Origin of the sequence: Paenibacillus sp. LjRoot153 (genome assembly GCF_964253085.1) — a bacterium.
Classification (GTDB): Bacteria; Bacillota; Bacilli; order Paenibacillales; family NBRC-103111; genus Paenibacillus_E.
This window is the reverse complement of the sequence record NZ_CAXUQH020000001.1, coordinates 8,099,370-8,118,122: the sequence shown is the minus strand read 5'-3', so window position 1 is coordinate 8,118,122 and position 18,753 is coordinate 8,099,370. Positions and strand designations below refer to the sequence as shown.

The 18,753-nt window shown below is 46.0% G+C and carries 23 protein-coding genes and 1 tRNA gene; 22 read left to right on the top strand and 2 right to left on the bottom strand.

Translation table 11 applies throughout. The features are described from left to right. The first annotated feature begins 112 nt into the window (after positions 1-112). Positions 113-1,273, top strand: coding sequence for an aminotransferase class V-fold PLP-dependent enzyme (locus ACSQ8P_RS35370; RefSeq protein WP_436239407.1), 1,161 nt, complete (start codon positions 113-115; stop codon positions 1,271-1,273). A 15-nt stretch (positions 1,274-1,288) separates the two neighbouring features. Then, the gene (locus ACSQ8P_RS35365; protein ID WP_436239406.1) at positions 1,289-1,780 is read left to right on the top strand and encodes a DUF4446 family protein; all 492 of its coding nucleotides are present in this window, start codon (positions 1,289-1,291) and stop codon (positions 1,778-1,780) included. Here ACSQ8P_RS35365 and yyaC read toward each other — a convergent pair. Next, positions 1,755-2,378: a spore protease YyaC gene (gene yyaC / locus ACSQ8P_RS35360; RefSeq protein ID WP_436239405.1), complete on the bottom strand. Its 624-nt coding sequence runs from the start codon at positions 2,376-2,378 to the stop codon at positions 1,755-1,757. The genes ACSQ8P_RS35365 and yyaC overlap by 26 nt on opposite strands. A gap of 96 nt (positions 2,379-2,474) precedes the next feature. Here yyaC and ACSQ8P_RS35355 point away from each other — a divergent pair, with 96 nt between their 5' ends. The 5 genes from ACSQ8P_RS35355 (at position 2,475) to ACSQ8P_RS35335 (ending at position 4,613) form a co-directional block, all read left to right on the top strand. After that, on the top strand, positions 2,475-2,717 hold the full coding sequence (locus tag ACSQ8P_RS35355; RefSeq protein ID WP_436239404.1) for a DUF3343 domain-containing protein: 243 nt from the start codon (positions 2,475-2,477) through the stop codon (positions 2,715-2,717). A 13-nt stretch (positions 2,718-2,730) separates the two neighbouring features. After that, entirely contained in the window at positions 2,731-3,618 is an 888-nt protein-coding gene (locus ACSQ8P_RS35350; protein ID WP_436239403.1) for a mechanosensitive ion channel family protein, read from the top strand. 1 nt (position 3,619) lies between these two features. Further along, positions 3,620-3,835, top strand: a complete 216-nt coding sequence (locus ACSQ8P_RS35345) for a DUF951 domain-containing protein (protein WP_436239402.1) — start codon at positions 3,620-3,622, stop codon at positions 3,833-3,835. 77 nt (positions 3,836-3,912) lie between these two features. Next, positions 3,913-4,000 (top strand) — tRNA-Ser (locus ACSQ8P_RS35340). A gap of 178 nt (positions 4,001-4,178) precedes the next feature. Then, positions 4,179-4,613 carry a hypothetical protein gene (locus ACSQ8P_RS35335; RefSeq protein ID WP_436239401.1) on the top strand — a complete coding sequence of 145 codons (435 nt, stop codon included), beginning with the start codon at positions 4,179-4,181 and terminating at the stop codon, positions 4,611-4,613. Positions 4,614-4,722: 109 nt separating this feature from the next. On the opposite strand, the gene ACSQ8P_RS35330 is transcribed toward ACSQ8P_RS35335, so the two are convergent. Continuing rightward, complete coding sequence (locus tag ACSQ8P_RS35330) at positions 4,723-4,914, bottom strand: YjzC family protein (protein ID WP_028557224.1); 192 nt, start codon at positions 4,912-4,914, stop codon at positions 4,723-4,725. A 242-nt stretch (positions 4,915-5,156) separates the two neighbouring features. Between ACSQ8P_RS35330 and rpsF the strand changes: the two genes are divergently transcribed. From rpsF to dnaB, 15 genes are all read left to right on the top strand, one after another. After that, positions 5,157-5,444 carry a 30S ribosomal protein S6 gene (gene rpsF, locus ACSQ8P_RS35325; RefSeq protein WP_436239400.1) on the top strand — a complete coding sequence of 96 codons (288 nt, stop codon included), beginning with the start codon at positions 5,157-5,159 and terminating at the stop codon, positions 5,442-5,444. Between the two features lie 34 nt (positions 5,445-5,478). Continuing rightward, complete coding sequence (ssb, locus tag ACSQ8P_RS35320) at positions 5,479-5,961, top strand: single-stranded DNA-binding protein (protein WP_056622646.1); 483 nt, start codon at positions 5,479-5,481, stop codon at positions 5,959-5,961. A gap of 25 nt (positions 5,962-5,986) precedes the next feature. After that, positions 5,987-6,274: a 30S ribosomal protein S18 gene (gene rpsR, locus ACSQ8P_RS35315; RefSeq protein WP_028557221.1), complete on the top strand. Its 288-nt coding sequence runs from the start codon at positions 5,987-5,989 to the stop codon at positions 6,272-6,274. Between the two features lie 225 nt (positions 6,275-6,499). Beyond that, on the top strand, positions 6,500-7,507 hold the full coding sequence (locus tag ACSQ8P_RS35310) for a metallophosphoesterase family protein (protein WP_436239399.1): 1,008 nt from the start codon (positions 6,500-6,502) through the stop codon (positions 7,505-7,507). Positions 7,508-7,509: 2 nt separating this feature from the next. After that, on the top strand, positions 7,510-8,340 hold the full coding sequence (locus ACSQ8P_RS35305) for a metallophosphoesterase family protein (protein WP_436239398.1): 831 nt from the start codon (positions 7,510-7,512) through the stop codon (positions 8,338-8,340). 36 nt (positions 8,341-8,376) lie between these two features. Then, positions 8,377-9,669: an ABC transporter substrate-binding protein gene (locus tag ACSQ8P_RS35300; RefSeq protein WP_436239397.1), complete on the top strand. Its 1,293-nt coding sequence runs from the start codon at positions 8,377-8,379 to the stop codon at positions 9,667-9,669. Positions 9,670-9,771: 102 nt separating this feature from the next. Continuing rightward, positions 9,772-10,731, top strand: a complete 960-nt coding sequence (locus ACSQ8P_RS35295; RefSeq protein WP_436239396.1) for a carbohydrate ABC transporter permease — start codon at positions 9,772-9,774, stop codon at positions 10,729-10,731. A 12-nt stretch (positions 10,732-10,743) separates the two neighbouring features. Further along, positions 10,744-11,574 (top strand): carbohydrate ABC transporter permease, encoded by an 831-nt coding sequence (locus ACSQ8P_RS35290; protein ID WP_436239395.1) that lies wholly within the window; start codon positions 10,744-10,746, stop codon positions 11,572-11,574. Beyond that, positions 11,574-12,272: a GntR family transcriptional regulator gene (locus ACSQ8P_RS35285; protein WP_436239394.1), complete on the top strand. Its 699-nt coding sequence runs from the start codon at positions 11,574-11,576 to the stop codon at positions 12,270-12,272. The genes ACSQ8P_RS35290 and ACSQ8P_RS35285 overlap by 1 nt, the downstream gene beginning before the upstream one ends. A 63-nt stretch (positions 12,273-12,335) precedes the next feature. After that, entirely contained in the window at positions 12,336-13,079 is a 744-nt protein-coding gene (locus ACSQ8P_RS35280; RefSeq protein ID WP_436239393.1) for a tyrosine-protein phosphatase, read from the top strand. A 190-nt stretch (positions 13,080-13,269) separates the two neighbouring features. After that, positions 13,270-13,581, top strand: coding sequence for a MazG-like family protein (locus tag ACSQ8P_RS35275; protein WP_436239392.1), 312 nt, complete (start codon positions 13,270-13,272; stop codon positions 13,579-13,581). A gap of 6 nt (positions 13,582-13,587) precedes the next feature. Then, complete coding sequence (locus ACSQ8P_RS35270; RefSeq protein WP_436239391.1) at positions 13,588-14,502, top strand: DUF2232 domain-containing protein; 915 nt, start codon at positions 13,588-13,590, stop codon at positions 14,500-14,502. 18 nt (positions 14,503-14,520) lie between these two features. Next, positions 14,521-16,482 carry a DHH family phosphoesterase gene (locus ACSQ8P_RS35265; protein WP_436239390.1) on the top strand — a complete coding sequence of 654 codons (1,962 nt, stop codon included), beginning with the start codon at positions 14,521-14,523 and terminating at the stop codon, positions 16,480-16,482. After that, positions 16,479-16,928, top strand: coding sequence for a 50S ribosomal protein L9 (gene rplI / locus ACSQ8P_RS35260; RefSeq protein WP_056622624.1), 450 nt, complete (start codon positions 16,479-16,481; stop codon positions 16,926-16,928). Before ACSQ8P_RS35265 ends, rplI begins: the two co-directional genes overlap by 4 nt. Positions 16,929-17,062: 134 nt before the next feature. Next, on the top strand, positions 17,063-18,436 hold the full coding sequence (gene dnaB, locus ACSQ8P_RS35255) for a replicative DNA helicase (protein ID WP_436239389.1): 1,374 nt from the start codon (positions 17,063-17,065) through the stop codon (positions 18,434-18,436). The last annotated feature ends 317 nt before the right edge of the window (positions 18,437-18,753 follow it).

Here is an 18,753-nt window from a genome sequence, read left to right as displayed (position 1 = left end):
ACCTATGTTTTTCTTTCGAACAGAAGGAACAAACTAAGGTATGCTATATTTTTGACCATATATAATTGAAAATTATGTTTTAGTTAGGGATTTCTCGAAAGGGGCTGGAAACATGAAAGACGTGATGTATTTCGACCAAGCAGCATCCTCGTGGCCGAAGCCGCCAATGGTGATGGATGCGATGATGCAATGCATGCAGGAGTATGCAGCTAATCCTGGCAGAGGCAGCCATCAGATGGCTGTGAAGGCAAGTCGTACGTTGTTCGAGACGAGAAAGAATTTAGCCAAGTTATTCGGTGTGAGAAACCCAAACGATATTTCATTTGCATTAAATACGACACATGCACTAAACCAAGCGATCAAAGGCTTTCTAAAGCCTGGCGATCATGTGATCTGTACCAATGTTGAACATAATTCGGTGAGAAGACCGCTAGAATACTTAAAAGCCTCAGTTGGCGTTGAGCTTACGTATTTGCAACACGATGAGCAGGGGAATGTGCAATTAAATGATTTGAAAGAAGCGTTTCGCTCGAATACAACACTCGTCGTGGTGAATCACAGCTCAAATTTACTTGGCACTATTATGCCAATTGGTGAGATCGGAGAGCTCTGCAGAAGCCGCGGCGCGAAGCTGCTTGTAGACGCGGCTCAGAGCGCCGGTGTACTGCCTATTCATGTCGTAGATATGAATATCGACATGCTCGCCTTCCCAGGCCACAAGGGGCTCCTGGGGCCTCAAGGGACGGGTGGGTTATATATCCATCCGGACATTGATTTGGAACCGCTGCTGCATGGAGGGACGGGCAGTCAGTCCGAGGCAATCCACCAGCCGACGGTACGGCCTGATCGCTATGAAGCAGGGACTCAGAACACGCCAGGCATCGCTGGGTTGAATGAAGGTGTAAAATTCGTCCTAGCAGAAACAGTGGACAAGATTCATGCGAAAGAATGGGCGCATACCCAGAAATTAATGGAAGGGCTACTGGGAATTGAAGGAGTAACGATTCTAGGGCCAAAGCTTGGACAAAATAAAACAGGAATCGTTTCCTTTAACATTCAAGATGTGGATTCATCGGAAGTTGCTTTTATTCTAGACCAGTCGTTTCAAATTGCCGTGCGATCGGGTTATCATTGTACACCGCTTGCACATGAAGTTGCCGGCACTTTGGCAAAGGGGGCAGTGCGTTCGAGCATCGGTTATTTTACGACGGACGAAGAAGTGACAGCACTCATTGAAGCTGTAAAAGAGATTCAAGCGCAATATGCGAAGTAGAAAGAGGGATAAGGCATGGGGGAACTGTTTGGCTTGAATGCAGAATACGTGATGTTAGTTTGTTTCGCATTCATTCTGGTATTATTGGTTATGATTATCATTATATCAATTCGATTGTCATCCTTGCGGAAACGCTATACACGGATGATCAATGGTTCAAGCGCTGAGAATATGGAGCAGTTACTAATTGACATGCAGAACGCTCTGAACGAGCAAAAGGTCGAATCCGTGAAGGCTTCGACCCAAATATCTAGTATTCATCAGTCCATGATGAAGATGACATCGAACATAAAAATTCGTCGCTACAATGCTTTCAATGATGGTGGTAGTGATCTCAGTTTTTCATTGGCCATGCTAAACGATGAACAGGATGGTGTGATACTTACGGGAATACATAGTCGAGAGCAAATGTATGTATATGCGAAGCCGATCACGAAAGGTCAGTCCAATTACACATTAAGTCCAGAAGAGAAGGAAACACTTACTCAAACTTTAAAGCAGTCGTAGCACTCGGTGCAAAGGATTGAGTCCGTCTAATCGAAGCGTAGAGGGCATCGCCAATGACGGTAGCCATATTCATAACGAGGCTAAGCCGCGTATTTTGCAAGACGAAATATTCCATGAATCCACCTACGTTCACGATCCCAGTGACATGAATATCACCAACGGGAGGCAGATCTTTATTGACGCCAGCACCTGGCTTGAGTGGTCCATGCGCAACCTGAATACAGCCAACACTGGCAACTTGCCCTAAACAAGCATCAACGGCGACGATGAAAGGGTTCTGAAATTGCTTGTGAATGGTTTCGACGGTTTCGGCTAAATTCATAGCGTGGACAGGCTCATCCAAGGTACCAAACAAATGAAGATTGCGTAGCGAAGTCGTGCGATTTAAATGGGAGCCAACGAGAGGTCCAAGAGCATCACCTGTAGAACGATCTGTTCCTACGCAAATGACGACGATAGGTTGATAGGTTGGTAGTTTACTGAAAATCGACTGCAAATGCTTTGCGAGAAGATACGGTGTATTGGAATCGGTATGTTGAATTTTCAAAGGTTCTTGCACTGGGGTTTTATCGCCGTCGAATCCAAAATGGAATTTCATGATATCCCTCCAAAGTAGTAAATCTTTTTTACTAGTATATGGAGAGAGAGGTACATTTATACGTAGAGAGGAGAGCTTTCTCTGGAATTTTCTATCATGTTGCTAGCTTTTGATTCTACCCAACAAGCACTAAGAGCTGAGATGCTGCTAGAATATGCGGATATTGAGATAGATATAAGACCTACGCCGAAAGAGATTACAGCAGGATGCGCTCTTTCTATTGAATTTCCAGGAGCTAATCTTGTGCGAGTTCAAGAGATTATAGAGAGCGAGAACGTAGAGATTAGAGGCATTTATTTTAAAAAAGAAGATGGATATGGTACCATAGTAGAAAAGTAAGGAGGCTTTACTCGTGTCTTTTGAAACACAATATTTTGAAGATTTGATGCATTGGATTCGGGAGCATATCAGTAAACCTGAAATCATAGCCTCATTATTCTGGATCATTGTCAAAATCGTACTCATTTATATCATTGCTAGAGTTATCATTAAAATAGCTGATAAAACAATCGCTCACATGGTAGTTGCGAGAGAGAAGTCACCGCTCAAACTTGATAGACGAAGATCGAATACGATATCAATTCTCATACATAATCTTATCGCATATACAGTAAATCTAGTTGCTATCATGTTGATCTTGGGCCAAGTAGGATTGAATTTAGGACCCTTGCTCGCAGGAGCAGGTGTTCTTGGGTTGGCCATAGGGTTCGGAGCACAGAGTTTGGTGAAGGATGTTATTACAGGGTTCTTTATCATTTTCGAAGACCAATTCGGTGTTGGCGATGTCATTCAAATTGACCAATTCAAAGGGACCGTTGAGGAAATTGGCATTCGCGTGACTCGGATCAAAAGCTGGACCGGTGAGGTTCACATCATTCCTAACGGAAACATTAAGCAAGTAACGAACTTTTCGACTTATAATTCCATTGCTGTAGTCGATGTATCTATCGCCTATGACGCTGACATTGATCGTGCGATGGCCTTATTGCGTGAAATTGTCGGTGAAGTACATGAGCGCACAGAGAATATCGTTAAAGCGCCTGAAGTGCTTGGTGTGCAAATGATTGGGAACTCCGAGTTGAAGATACGGGTTATTGCGGAGTGTAAGCCGAACACACAAGGGGAAGTTGGGCGTATTTTAAATGCTGAGATCAAAAAGTATTTGGATGCCAATGGAATTGAAATCCCATATCCGAAGGTCGTGACCTACGTTAAACAGGAAAAGGTGGAGGGGAACTAAGATGGAGAAGAAGGAATACCAACTTGGCGATGTTGTTCAGATGAAAAAGCCCCATCCATGCGGTACGAATGAAATGGAAATTATTCGAATGGGGATGGATATTCGGATTAAGTGTGTAGGCTGTAAGCACAGCGTTTTAGTGCCAAGAACGAAGTTCGAAAGCAAGCTCAAAAAAATATTGCGCAGCAATGCGGTGACAGACGAAGAGTCGAACTAAACTTTTCATAAAAAAGTAGTAAAAGACTTGCGAGAGACAGACTTTTTTGATACAATAAGTCCTGTTCTCATTTTCTTGGAAAGGTACCCAAGTGGTCCAAGGGGGCTGACTCGAAATCAGTTAGGCGTCGCGAGGCGTGCGTGGGTTCGACTCCCACTCTTTCCGTACAAGAACACACTAGATGAAAGCCGTTTATATCCTTCAGGGGTATGGGCGGCTTTTTTGTTGTCCTGTTTCGACATCGTGATAATGGTTTATATGAAAGAGAAGGGATAAAAAGTAAAGATCCGAAGCAACCTAACAGTTAGGTTATGGAAAATAGCTATGTAGGAGGACGAGATAAATGAAAAGATGGATGCTAGCCTTAGCAATGTTTGCTGTGGTGGCCTCAGGCTGCTCTAAGAAGGATAATACGACGACGGTTAGTCCAACAGCAGGTGTGACGGTTCAGCCCTCAGCAGGGGCTTCAGCGACGCCTAGTGGAACGAGTGCAGGAGGGGCTGTGACAACGACGCCTACGAGTACGCCAAAGGGAACTACGGGTAGCGGAGCGGCAGAGACACCTTCCACGATAACGAAGGAACAACTAGAGAAAATCACCTTGACGAGTACCTACGATGATTTGGTTAAGCAGACGGGGTCCAAAGGGAAGCTTGTAAAAGAGGAGAATGGCAAACGAACCTATGAATTTGCGATCTCTAATCAAGCAGGGTATTATGCGGAAATCGTCTATTTTAACGATGGGAAGATTTCAGAGAAGCGTGTGTTCCAGAAGTAGGGAATTCAGGTTGATGAGATAGCGATCGTTCAGGTAGAAAAAGAATGTGGAAGAAAGGAACACCTCTCATTAAAGCTGAGGGGTGTTCCTTTCTTTTCATATTGAAGAACTACATCCGCTTGCCGCCTTTTTTGTGCCATTTGCGATTATGATTGCTTGTTGCTGGAAAGGTGTCCCCTTTACGGAGGGTAACTGTCTTGGGATTGTTAATCCCCATATGGAAGGCATTCTCGCCAATTTCCATATATTCACCGTCGTTAGGAACATGATCGCCTTCATTAAAATGTGTCCATTCACCCACGATTGAATCACCTCTTTGTAAGAATAACAATCATAGTTAGAATGCCCGCAGAAGAGGGAAGCATGTACCTGACGGGCTTCCAGCTTCCACCTGTGCGAAGCGTGTGATAAAAACTTGTAATTTGCTGCATGATTTGCTATAGTATTCAGGTGCGAGTTTTGAAAAGAATCCTCGCTCCTTGCTCCTTCGCTTGCCAAGCAAGTTAGAATAGGAGCCGCTTAGTCCAAAAGGAGGTGAAATACATGCGCAAATATGAATTGATGTACATCATTCGTACTGACATTGAGCAAGAAGTTGTTCAATCTACGGTAGAAAAATTTCAAGGCATCATCTCGAACGGTGGGGGAGAAATCTCCAAACATGACCTGATGGGTAAACGCCGTCTTGCGTATGAGATCAAGAAGTTCCGTGACGGGCACTACGTGCTTGTACACTTCAACGCAGAACCTGCTGTTGTAACTGAACTTGATCGCGTACTTAAGATTTCGGACGAAGTTATTCGTCACTTAATCGTAAACGACGTAGCTTAATCAATGCCAGTATTTTCGTCAGGAGGGTTATTCCATGTTGAACCGTGTCATTCTTATCGGTCGATTGACCAGAGATCCAGAACTTCGTTATACACCAGCTGGGGTAGCAGTTACCCAATTCACACTTGCTGTAGACCGTCCTTTCACGAGCGGTGGCTCGAAAGAACGTGAAGCGGACTTTATCAATATCGTCACGTGGAGGCAGCTTGCCGAAACATGCGCGAATTACTTGCGTAAAGGTCGTTTAACAGCAGTTGAAGGACGCATTCAAGTGCGTAACTACGACAACAATGAAGGAAAACGTGTTTACGTGACCGAAATTATTGCCGACAATGTACGTTTCCTTGAATCTAGCGGCGGCGGGAATCGCGAAGAGGGCGGATCCTCTAATGCAAACGCAGGCGGCTATAGCGGCGGCGGAAGCAGCAATCGTGGCGGTGGATCGCGCGAGCAGCAGGATCCTTTCATAGATGACGGAAAACCGATCGATATTTCCGATGATGATTTGCCATTTTAAACGTAGAAAGGACTGAAGAGACACAATGGCTTTCCAAAAAAGAGACAATAATGGTGATGATCGTGCTGATCGCAAATTTGCTCCTCGTGGCAAAGGCGGTAAAGGCAAACGCCGTAAGGTTTGTTACTTCACAGTAAACAAAATCAAGCATATTGATTATAAAGATATCGAGACTCTTAAAAAGTTCATCAGTGAGCGCGGGAAGATTCTTCCTAGACGTGTAACTGGAACTTCCGCTAAGTACCAACGTGCTTTGACGATCGCTATCAAGCGTTCCCGTACAATCGCGTTGCTTCCTTACACAACGGAATAGGTTTCGGAATAAAGAGCAATCGGGCAACCGGTTGCTCTTTTTATATAGGATGAGAAGCGAGCCCCCGCGGGCTCGCTTTTTTGGCGTTGGCTTTCTTTTGCCGCAGCCAGACCCGAGGACACCTAGATTAATAATAACTATAAATCAAGCTAATATTCTGCTTACATACAACCTACATACTGAGGATAAGAACAAGCTTTCACCAATAGAAGGGAGATAGGAACCATGCAAACTGTACAGCTTGATGAAAAGAAGAACGTAATGATCTTTGAGGATCAGCTAGTGACCACAGAGAAACGCCCTTGGTTTGGGAGCATGCCTAGTCAACTGGGAGAAGACTTTTCGTTTGTTGTGATGGGGGACCGTTGCGGGATGGCGACGGAGGGAGTTTTTGAGAAGGCGCTGGACATGGTGAAGGATTTGAAGCCTGACTTTGTCTTGGCGGTTGGCGATTTGATCGAAGGCTATTGGAATAACGCCGCGGACACGCATCAAGAATGGGATGACATTGACGGCAAAATTGCCGGAATGGGACTACCTTTCTTTCCAGTCATCGGCAATCACGACTATGGCAATTCAACGATGGCAGAGGTATGGCGCGAGCGAAAAGGCTTAGACTACTATGCGTTTCGTGTAGCGGATACACTCTTCCTTTCTTTAAATACCGAGCAAACACCAGATGAGTTCTCAGATGCCTTTATCGACATCATCAAGCGGGTAACAGCGGATGTAAAACGAGAACCTGAACGCGCTAATGAACACATGAGTGCTTTTGTTGATGAACTGAAAGGAGCACTCTCACCTGAGGAATTACAAGGTTTTGGCCAAATTAAGCTGAGTCTTGGTGAGGAGCAACTCGCTTACTTTAAACGCGTATTGGCAAACAATGCGGACGTAAAATGGACGTTCGTCAACATGCATAAGCCAGGTTGGAAATCAGAAAGCGAAGAATACCAAGAGCTTATTCAGATGCTCGGGAATCGCTCCTACACTATTTTTGCTGGTCATTTGCATGCGATGGAGTACGCTCGGGAAGGTAATGCGGAGTTTATACAACTAGGTAGAACGGGTGGTCTTGCACATGGAGATGGCACGAATCCGAGTGACGAGAATGTGGTGTTATGGGTAACCATGCGCGGAGGCGTTCCTACATACCGAGTTATTCATCTTGATGGTGTCAATGATCTAACAGCTTATCAGCCACATCAACACGTTCACGGGGAGAGTGTGTAACAATGACGACGAGGGAACCGATATTTTTCATTCATTTAACGGATATCCACATTAGCGCACCTGGAAAGAAACCATTGTTCGGCTTGGAAATGTCAGATAAGCTGCGCGCTGCTTGTGCTGAAATTCGCACTTTGGAGGTGAAACCATCCTTCGTGGTGATTAGCGGCGATTTGACGCATGACGGGAACTTGGAAGACTATCGTTTTCTTAAAAAGCTGCTGGACGAAGAAGAAGCGCTTCTCGGTATTCCGATTCATGTCTCGCTGGGTAACCATGATTTCCGCGAGCCTTTTCGCGAAGGTTATTTGGAGGAAGAGCCTTCGAACGAATCCTATTACTATAGCTTTATGGCCGATGGCCTCCGCATCGTGATGTTAAATACACAAGTACCGGGTACCCATGACGGTAGACTTGATGATGTGCAACTCGCTTGGCTTAAACAATTGCTGGTTGAACCCGCACCATCCGGTACGATTATTGTGCACCATCATCCAGTCGTGAAGACACCGACGGTGATGATGGATGATCATCTATTGAAAAATCCGCAGGACTTGGCTAGCGTCATCGAAGGCAGTGACGTGATTGGCTTATTGTCGGGGCACATTCATTATCATAATGTCGGTACGTTAAATGGCATTTTGTGCGCAGCTGCAGATGGACTTGCTTTCGGTCTGGATCCCTCAGCTTCGACGAACATGCGTTTTATCGATAGATCTGGTTACAACTTGATCATGGTGAAGAATGGACAAATGAGCGTACAACCAATGACCCTTCCTGGTGAGCAGCGCTTGCTCTATGAACTGAATGTAACCAAGATTCATGCTGAGGCCTAATCTGAACATAGATCGATAATAAGAAGGAGCTGTGACATGTCACGAGCCAAAACAAAGATTATGATGTTGCTTTCATTAACTGTACTGGTAACAGCTGCATGTGGAAATGGCAAAGATACTGCGTCAACGGGGCAGATTACGATTTCTTTCTACAGCTACAACTTAGCGATCGCTAGTCAAAAGGAAGGCACTCAGCAACTGATTACGGAATTCGAGGCAGCGCACCCGAACATTAAGATCGATGCCATTCCGGTTACTTCAACGGAAATTAACACGAAGGTACAGGCTGATATCGCAGCTGGTTCGCGACCTGACGTTGCACAGCTCGTATTCGATGGATTGGATTATGCCGTTCAGAACTACAATGCGAAGGCATTGGAAGATATTGTGCCTGCTGACGAGCTGAAGAAGAACTTCGAAGGTTTCTCGCCGAATGGGCTGAAATTAGGTCAATTGAAAGGCAAAACCTACGGACTTCCATTTACATTCAGTACACCGGTCTTATTCTATAACGCAAAGCTATTCAAGGATGCGGGTCTTGATCCAGAAAACCCTCCGAAAACGTGGGAGGAAGTGAAGACCTATGCGCTGCAGATTGCTGCCAAAACGAAAGCTTCTGGTGTGCATTTGGGCGGTTCTGCTGGAGCGGACTGGATTGTCCAGGCATTAATCGGCAGCAATGGTGGCAAGGTTCTATCGGATGATCGCAAAACGATACAGTTCGGTGAACCAGCAGCGATTGGTGCGATCAAAATGTGGCAGGATCTCGTTCAAAGTGGCGCAAGCGACAAGATGAACGACACGGAAGTGATTCAAGCGTTCAGCGAATCGAAGGTTGGGATGCTGCTGTATACAAGCGCCCTGCAGAGCGCATTGCTCAGCGCTTCAAAAGCTGGAGGCTGGGATCTGAAAGCTGTACAGATGCCATCCTTCGGAAGTAAACCTACAACACCGGTTAACTCAGGAAGTGCCTTGTTCGTGTTATCTGACGATAAAGTGAAACAGCAAGCAGCGTGGGAGTTCCTCAAGTTTGTTACCAGTGAGCGAGGATATACGATCATTACGTCCAAAATCGGTTACCTGCCGCTTCGTCCAGCTATTGTTGAAGATCCGAAGTATTTGAAGGACTGGGTGGCAGCCAATCCATTGGTGAAGCCGAATCTAGAGCAGCTTACTCGCTTGCAGCCGTGGGTATCCTATCCGGGATCCAAGTGGAGCCAAATTGAGACGATCTTGCTCGAAGGTGTGCAGAAATCGATTCAAAGTTCAGGAGATACCACGTCCATCATGCAGGATGCTCAGAAACGTGCACAATCACTAATGCCATAATTGGCGTGAAGACAGGAGGTGGCTATATCCTTCTGTCTTCTGCCATGAATCGGTCATTCGATGTTCACCGAAAGACCGCTCTAAACATTCAGGAGGGATACCATGAATAGCAACGCCATTACGAGGACGGTTTCTAAGGCTCGTCCGAAGTCGGTGCAGAAGGTAAAGAGACCGTTCCCCTATAAAAAGTTGATCCCTTATTTATACTTGTTGCCAGTCATGATTTCGATTGGTTACTGGATCTATCGTCCTTTGATCGAGACCTTTCAGCTCAGCTTCTACGAGTGGAATATGCTGCCGACATCGCAGAAGGAATTCATGGGATTGGATAACTTCGAGAAGCTAGTTACTCTGCCCGAGATGAGTAGAGCTTTATTAAATACCTTGTTTTACACGGTAGGCGTTATGCCATTTTCGCTAATATTACCGCTGCTGATTGCGATTTCCACGGACAACATTGGACAGCGTACCCGCAATGCCTACCGAGCGTTAATTTTCGTACCCATGATCATGGCACCTGTCGCGGTATCGGCCGTGTGGAACTGGATTATGAACCCGATGGGCGGCATTCTCAATAAAACGTTGCAGGCTGTGCTGCACATTCAGGAACCAATACGATTCTTCTCCGATGAGCGGTGGGCGATCTGGTCGATAACGTTCATCACGGGTTGGAAGCTGCTCAGTTTCAGTACGTTGATTTTCTCGGCAGCGATGACGGGGATTAATAAAGATTATATCGAAGCGGCTAGAATCGATCGGGCTAATCGTTGGCAGATCATTTGGCATGTGCTGCTGCCATTGTTGTCGCCTACAATTATGTTTATGGCGATGCTCAGCACGTTGTTTGCTGCAGAATGGAGCTTCTCGTATGTCAATGTATTGACGCAGGGAGGGCCATTAAATTCAACAACAAACATTTATTACTTGCTATGGACGTACGGGTTCAAAACGTTCTCCGTAGGTTGGAGCTCAGCGGCCGCTGTATGCGTGTTTATTGGTTCTGGACTTATTTCATTAATCTTCATGAAACTCTCAAAAAAGGTCTCGTTTTACGATAATTGAAGGAGGATCAGCATGAAGAATCCGCGATTGAATGGATCCCGCAGTGCAACCGTCGGTAAACATACTGTGTTGATATTACTAAGCTTTCTTGCTATTTTTCCATTCTACTGGATGTTAAACACATCATTTAAACCAGCAGGTGAAGTGTACTCCACGTCACTGCTTCCTTCGCACTGGACGTTCGATAACTACGTGCAGGCATGGCACGCCATTCCTATGGCTCGTATGATGACGAACTCGATTATCGTTGCTGTTAGTCAAACAGCAGCCCAATTACTGACGAGCATACTAGCGGCTTATGCGTTCACACGCTGGGATTTTCGCGGCAAAGGCTTCTTCTACGGCTTAATTTCATTGACATGGCTGGTTCCGTTTCAAGTCATCATGATTCCTAACTATGTGGTCATTAGCAGCTGGGGGCTTCGTAATTCCTTGATGGGGTTAATCATCCCTAACATTGTGTCCGCATTTGCAGTGCTCCAGCTGTACAATACCTTCAAATCGTTCCCACGAACGTTAATTGAAGCCGCTCATCTGGACGGAGCATCCGACTGGAGCGTGCTGTGGCAGACGATTTTCCCAAATCTACGTGCATCGATTGCCTCTATAGGCGTGCTATTATTCATTTCCTCATGGAATGACTACTTCTGGCCGTTATTGGTCATGAACAAACCGGAGCACGCCACGCTCCAAATTGGGTTGCAGTCGTTTATGTCCACAGACGCTAATCTGTGGGGGCCAATGATGGCGGCGACAACCATGGCAAGCTTGCCAATTCTTCTGCTTTATTTTATTCTACAGCGTCAAATTATCGATTCGTTCGTCAAAGGCGGTTTGCGTTAATGAGTTCATTATTTACACAGCAAGGGCATCTTCTTCAAACGAAAAGCGTTGCCAAACCATCGCTAGAAAAGAAAGCCTACCAAGAAATTCGGAATCAAATTATTCATGCGAATTATTTGCCTGGTACTCTTTTGTCAGAGAATGAATTGGCGGATCAATTGAACATGAGTCGAACGCCAATTCGGGCGGCTATCTCTTTACTGGAGCAAGAAGGATTCGTGGAGTCGATACGGGGCCGGGGTGTTTTTGTTAAAAACATATCGTTCAAAGAGTTTTGTGACATGTTTGAAGTATTAGTTTCTATGCAGATTTATGCATTTGATGTAGCTGATAAACGAGGACTTACCTTTGACTTGGTGTCGTTACGGGGCCATCTGGATCGTCAAATTCAAGCAGCTGATGACGGAGACCACTGGCTCTATTATGAAAGTTCGCTATTGTTTATAGAGACGATTCTGACCACAGTTCACAATCAGAACATGATGCAGATTCTGGAGCAAATAAAGGGCAAATATATGTGCAAAGTTGTTTCCTATCGAACGATGAATCCGCAGTCTCTATCGAATCCAAGGCAGGGGAGAAGGATCAACTCCCGCATCTATGAGGCTCTTCTGGAAGGGAACATTCAGGATGCGAAAGAAGCGATCTATGAAGTGAATGAGATTTTGCATCAACAATTGAAACAATTCGATATTTAACATAGGATGTTAGATCGTTTCAAGCAGCGTTTATACAAAATATGAATGAAGGCGGAGGAATAAATGATGACGACACATATGGCCAATGAGCAACGTGTTTTACAGGTTGAAGGCGCATATAACTTGCGTGATCTAGGAGGGTACAAGACGAAGGATGGGCGAATGACGCGTTGGGGCGTTCTGTTTCGAGCGGATGGCTTGCACAAACTGAGTAAGGTTAGCCAGCAAGATTTGGTGAGACGAGGTGTACGGACGATTATTGATTTGCGAAATGCGCATGAGCTTGAGGAAAAGAAGAACGTATTCGCAGATTCCGAGCAAGTGAGCTATCATAATGTAAGTTTGATCAACCCGGCCACATCGAGTCTTGCGCAAATTCAAAATCTAGGTGATCTATATATTAACTTGCTTGAGACTTCGCAGACCCAGTTGTTACGTGTTTTCAGTTTGCTTGCAGAGGGAAGTATACACGGAAGTCTCTTTCATTGCGCAGCAGGTAAAGATCGGACGGGTGTTGTTTCAGCCCTTTTGTTGTACCTTATAAATGTTCCACATGAAACAATTTTGGAAGACTATCTGCTTACGAATGCCTGTATTACGCCAATTATGGATGAATTGCGCAAAGGAAAACCAGCGAATGTACCCGATGAAACGTATGAAAGCTTCTTAGGGTGTGATCCCGTTTATATGATAGATCTGCTGTCTCATCTAGAGCTTCGGTACGGAAATGCGGAACGCTATTTATCAACGATTGGTTTGTCAGAACAGCAGATTCAGGTGTTGAAGGAGCAGTTAATTACAAATTGAGGGAGTAATCTGGATCCCTAATTTCGCGCTATTTTTCCTAAAAGAATACAATTACCAAATAAGGCAGCTGCCAAGATCAGCTGTCTTTTTCTGCGACATCGGAGAGCTCGATGAGAGGCTTTCTTTTCTAGTACCTTTTTGTGGTATAATTAATCAATATCGTTTCTGGTGAGATGAGGAGAGATGACGGTTGCTGAATAGGGAAAAAGAAGTTGACCTAGCCAGACGGGCCAAAGTCATTGAGTGGCTCAAAACAGAAGTCGTAGATCATGTAGCTCACCTGCTCAAAGGCATGTGGGAAGGTAGTCATGTAAAGATGGTCGATGGATTAGCCAGTTTGATTTCGAGTGGCTATATTTTAGGCCGAAGACTGGGGATTTCTTATCGCAGTTTGGACGAAGCTATTGTTGAGAAAATGAAGAAGCACCGCCAAGAGGGCCATCAACTTGAGGATTGGTACGGCGACATTTCATCGCTCGAAGAACATTTACGTAAGAGGTGAGCCCGGTTGGGGAATCGAAGTTGGCAGAGTGTCATTTGGAGCGTGGTTATGATTATTTCATTGCTATCGCTGATGACGCCATTTATTATTTTTACATGTAGTTTTCTGTTGGTACCAGTTCTTATGTTATACGTCAAAACAAGCACGAAGCGTTTCGTCGTAAGTTATGTACTCAGCCTGCTCGTTGTTTACATACTTACCCAGTGGTTAGGTCTTTATTTAATAACGATTGCGTTGTTCATATTACCACCTGTGTTAGTGATGGGGAATCTGTACAAACGTAAAGCGGCAGCAAGATCTGTATTAACTGCGGGTATCGTTACCATCTTGGCGGAGTCGTTATTAAGCCTGCTTCTAGGTTTTGCATTAGGTCTTGACCCTGTTACTAAGTTTAAGCAATTCATGATAGATAGTATTGCAACCATGCCGAGTAGCATTCAGGAGATTTTACCTAAAGATCAAGACTGGTACGTTGGATTCATCGTGCAAGTCATACCGTTGTATTTGATTTTTGTGGCGTTGTTCATTACCTTTGTGACACATGGCGTAACGCGGTGGTTCTTGAATAAAACAGGGGAAGGTATCCCTGGTTTACGCCCAATGAGAGAGTGGAAGCTGCAAAGATCGCTTGTCTGGATTTATTTAGTGGCCTTTGTCTTAGATTTATTCTCAAAGCCCGATTCCAGCTCACTCATTTCAACACTGCTGATGAATGCGATGCCGCTGTTGATGCTCGTATTCGCGGTTCAAGCGATAGGCTTTCTGTTCTTTGTGGCGCATGCAAATAAGTGGAAACCGATCCTGCCCATTGTGGCCATTATCATTCTGATCTTTATGCCGCCACTATTTATTGTGTATAGCTTATTAGGGGTATTTGATGTTGCGTTTCCAATCCGTGAACGGTTCAAGAAAAATTTATAGGATTAGGAGCTAGTTCGAATGCCGAAGTTCCTTTTGAAGCGGTGGCACGGTCAACATATTGTGTGGATGTTCGTTCTGCTCATCGCCTTGACAGCCATTATTTATATGTTCAAATGGTGGCTGGGCCTAACGGCTTTCTTACTCTGCGGAGTAATGGCGTATTTTACGCTGCAAGCGGAGACAGCTTTTCGTCGAGAATTGAATACGTACGTCGGAACGATAACCCATCGGGTGAAAAAAGCCGGCAATGAAGTCATGAGCGGGCTGCCCATCGGCATTATTTTATATAATGAAGAGAAACGCATAGAGTGGCACAATCCTTTTGTAGCGAAAATGCTAGGGCAAGACTCGGTGATTGGTGAGTCGCTCTTTGATTATTTCCCCGATCTCAAGAATAAGAAAGACAAGGCCGAACTACTAGAGCTCAAAGTAGGTCAATTTATTTATCAAGTCTGGTCCAAACCCGAGGAGAGACTCCTCTATCTGCGTGAAATTACGGAGCAAGCAATGCTAGCGAAGAAATACGAAGATAGTAAAACGGCGATTGGTATCGTCATGATGGATAATTTGGAAGAGGCGACACAGGGATTGGATGATCAGACACGTAGTCTTATGCTGGCCAAGGTCACTGGTGAGATAACGGAGTGGGCTCAGAAGAATCAATTGTATTTACGCCGGACTTCATCAGATCGATTCCTAATCCTGATGGATCAGAAGGCGTTACGTCAGTTAGAACAAACACGCTTTGAACTTCTAGACGATGTTCGCGATCTCACGATTGAGAATAAGCTGCCTCTAACGCTTAGTATCGGGATCGCATCAGGGGCTGAACAGCTCACTGAACTTGGTCAAATGGCACAAATGGGGCTGGACATGTCGCTCGGCCGCGGTGGTGACCAGGTAACGGTGAAGGTCGGGCAGCGACTGTCCTTCTACGGTGGGAGAACGAATGCAGTCGAGAAACGTACGCGAGTTAGAGCTCGGGTGATCTCGCATGCACTGCGTGATCTGATGAAAGATAGTGACAAGGTCATCATCATGGGTCATCGGTTTGCAGATATGGATTCCATCGGCGCGGCGATTGGTGTGCTCAAGGCAGTCCAAGTCGTCGGCAAAGAAGGCTATATTGTGCTAGAGGGCGTGAATCCAGCCATTCAGAAGGTGATGGAGACGATTTCAGCTGATGAGCGGCTGCACCGTTGGTTCATTACGCCTGAGCAGGGAATGCAGATTACGACGCAGCGATCACTTGCTGTCGTCGTTGATACGCACAAGGCATCGATGGTCGCTGAGCCTAAGCTGCTACAGCTGACGCACAGGGTCGTCGTGGTCGATCATCACCGTAGGAGTGAGGAGTTCATCCATGATGCTACACTCGTCTATATGGAGCCGTACGCGTCCTCTACGTGTGAGCTAGTGACCGAGCTGCTGCAGTATATCAACGAGAAGCTGTCGATGGAGGTTCTAGAGGCCACGATGCTGCTTGCGGGGATTGTTGTAGATACGAAGAGCTTCAGTCTTCGGACAGGTGCAAGAACCTTCGAAGCCGCGTCGTACCTGCGACGCAATGGGGCAGATTCCGCTCTCATTCAGAAGTTGTTGAAGGAAGATTTGGATTCTTATATTGAGCGTTCTGAGATTATTAAGCATACAGAAACCATCTATGAACACGTGGCTTTGGCAGTTGCTGAGCCATCACGTAAATATTCTCAGTTGATGATCGCGCAAGTTGCTGATACATTGTTAAATATGACGAATATTATGGCTTCCTTCGTAATTGCCGAACGACCAGATGGATTAATTGGGATTAGCGCGAGATCGCTGGGCCAAATGAACGTTCAAGTTGTGATGGAGCGTCTAGGTGGCGGCGGGCATTTAACCAATGCAGCGACGCAAACAGATGGCACATTAGAAGAAGCAACGAACCGCTTAAAACAAGTACTAGCCGATATGCAGGAAGAGGAGGGACTTTTCGAATGAAAGTAATTTTACTCAAAGACGTTAAAGGCCAAGGTAAGAAGGGCGAAGTGAAAGAAGTATCCGAGGGGTACGCACAAAATTTCCTAATCGCACAAGGACTTGCAGCTCCAGCTACTCAGGGCACAGTCAAAGTGTTAGATAATCAAAAGAAAGCCGAGCAACGCCGCAAGGATCAAGAGAAGGCAGATGCGCAAGCGTTAGGCGAGAAGCTAAGTGAAATGACTGTTCAAATTAAAGCGAAGTCAGGCGAAGGTGGACGTTTGTTCGGTGCCATTCCTAGTAAGCAGATTGCAGAAGTACTAGAGAAACAGTATAAAATCGTGATTGATAAGCGTAAAATCGTACTGGAAGAGCCGATTCGTACGCTAGGAGTAACGAAGGTTCCGGTTAAGCTGCACGCGGAAGTAACAGCTAGTTTGAACGTTCAAGTAACGGAAGAGAAGTAAGCCTAAGGGCATAGAATAGAGCCATTTAAATAACAAGAAGTAGAGAACAAGAGTCCCTATCCGGGGCTCTTCTCTCTTGTAGACACCAAACTAGTAAACTATTAATTATGAAAATGAAAGGCGGGCACAGTAGCATGAGCAACGGAGATAATATGTTTATGGATCGTGTTCCGCCTCAAAATATAGAAGCTGAGCAAGCCGTCTTGGGTGCGATTTTAATTAACGCAGATGCGTTGATTACCGCGATGGAGCGGATATCTAGCGATGATTTCTATCGCGGCGCTCATCAGCGTATATTCGAGGCGATTGTTGAGCTCGCGGAAGATCAAGAGCCTGTCGATCTTATTACACTTACAGCACTTCTTCAAAACAAGCAGCAGCTTGAGGAGATCGGCGGCGTAACGTACTTATCCGAGCTGGCGAATGCAGTACCAACCGCTGCCAATATCGACTACTACGCGGCGATCGTCGAAGAGAAGTCGATGCTTCGCCGATTGATTCGGACAGCGACACAGATCGTCACCAATGGCTATGCCAATGAGGATGATGTTGGGGCGATGCTCAGCGAGGCGGAGGCGAAGATCCTCGAGATCTCGCAGCGCAGGAGCTCAAGCGGCTTCGTCGTCATTCGCGACGTGCTGATGGAAGTGTTCGAGAAGGTTGAAAACCTCTACTCGAACAAGGGCGGGTCAACGGGAATTCCGTCAGGATTCATTGACCTGGACAAGATGACGTCTGGCTTCCAGCGTTCAGACTTAGTCATTCTGGCCGCCCGACCTTCTGTTGGTAAAACCGCGTTCGCTCTGAACGTGGCGCAGAATGTCGGCGTTCGGGCCAAAGAGACCGTCGCGATCTTCTCGCTCGAGATGGGTGCCGCGCAGCTCGTACAACGTATGATCTGCGCCGAGGCCAACGTCGATGCGAACCGCATGCGGACCGGTTATCTCGAAGGCGACGACTGGGAGAAGCTAACGATGGCGATCGGCGCCTTGTCAGAGGCGAATATCTATATCGACGATACCCCGACGATTACGGTCGCCGATATCCGAGCGAAGTGCCGTCGTTTGCAGCAGGAGAAGGGGCTCGGCATGATCCTCATCGACTACTTGCAGCTGATTGCTGGCCGTGGCGGTAAAGGCGGCGACAACCGTCAGCAGGAGGTCTCTGAGATCTCCCGTACGCTGAAGCAAATTGCCCGTGAGCTGAATGTACCGGTTATCGCGCTCTCGCAGCTGAGCCGGGGCGTTGAGCAGCGGCAGGACAAGCGTCCGATGATGTCTGACCTTCGGGAATCCGGTTCCATTGAGCAAGATGCCGACATCGTAGCGTTCCTTTACCGGGACGATTACTACGATAAGGAATCGGAGAAGAAGAACATTATCGAGATTATTATTGCCAAACAGCGGAATGGTCCCGTAGGTACCGTCGAGCTGGCCTTCCTGAAACAATTCAATAAATTCGTGAATATGGATCGCAGTCATCAAGAAGCAGCAGCCGGGCAGTATTGACGGCTGTTTTTTTGTTTGTAGAGGGGATGGGGGGAGCCGTCGAAGCGAGTGATGAATAATATAGTTACAATCGGCGAGATCCGCGAAAATGGCACAATAGTGATGAAAAACATCGCTATAGCCGAGGCTCAGGCTGAATCACCTTGATACGCGCACTGTAAGCGTGAATCCCAAAAGTATCTGCATTTTCTCTCAACAAACAGACATAAAAAATGCCCTCAAGTGGAATCTTATGGGGAACAGATTGAATATGAAATAGGCAAAGCCAGAGGTTTCCCTTCTTTTAGCGATAGCAATGAAATAGTTTGCGTAATTTC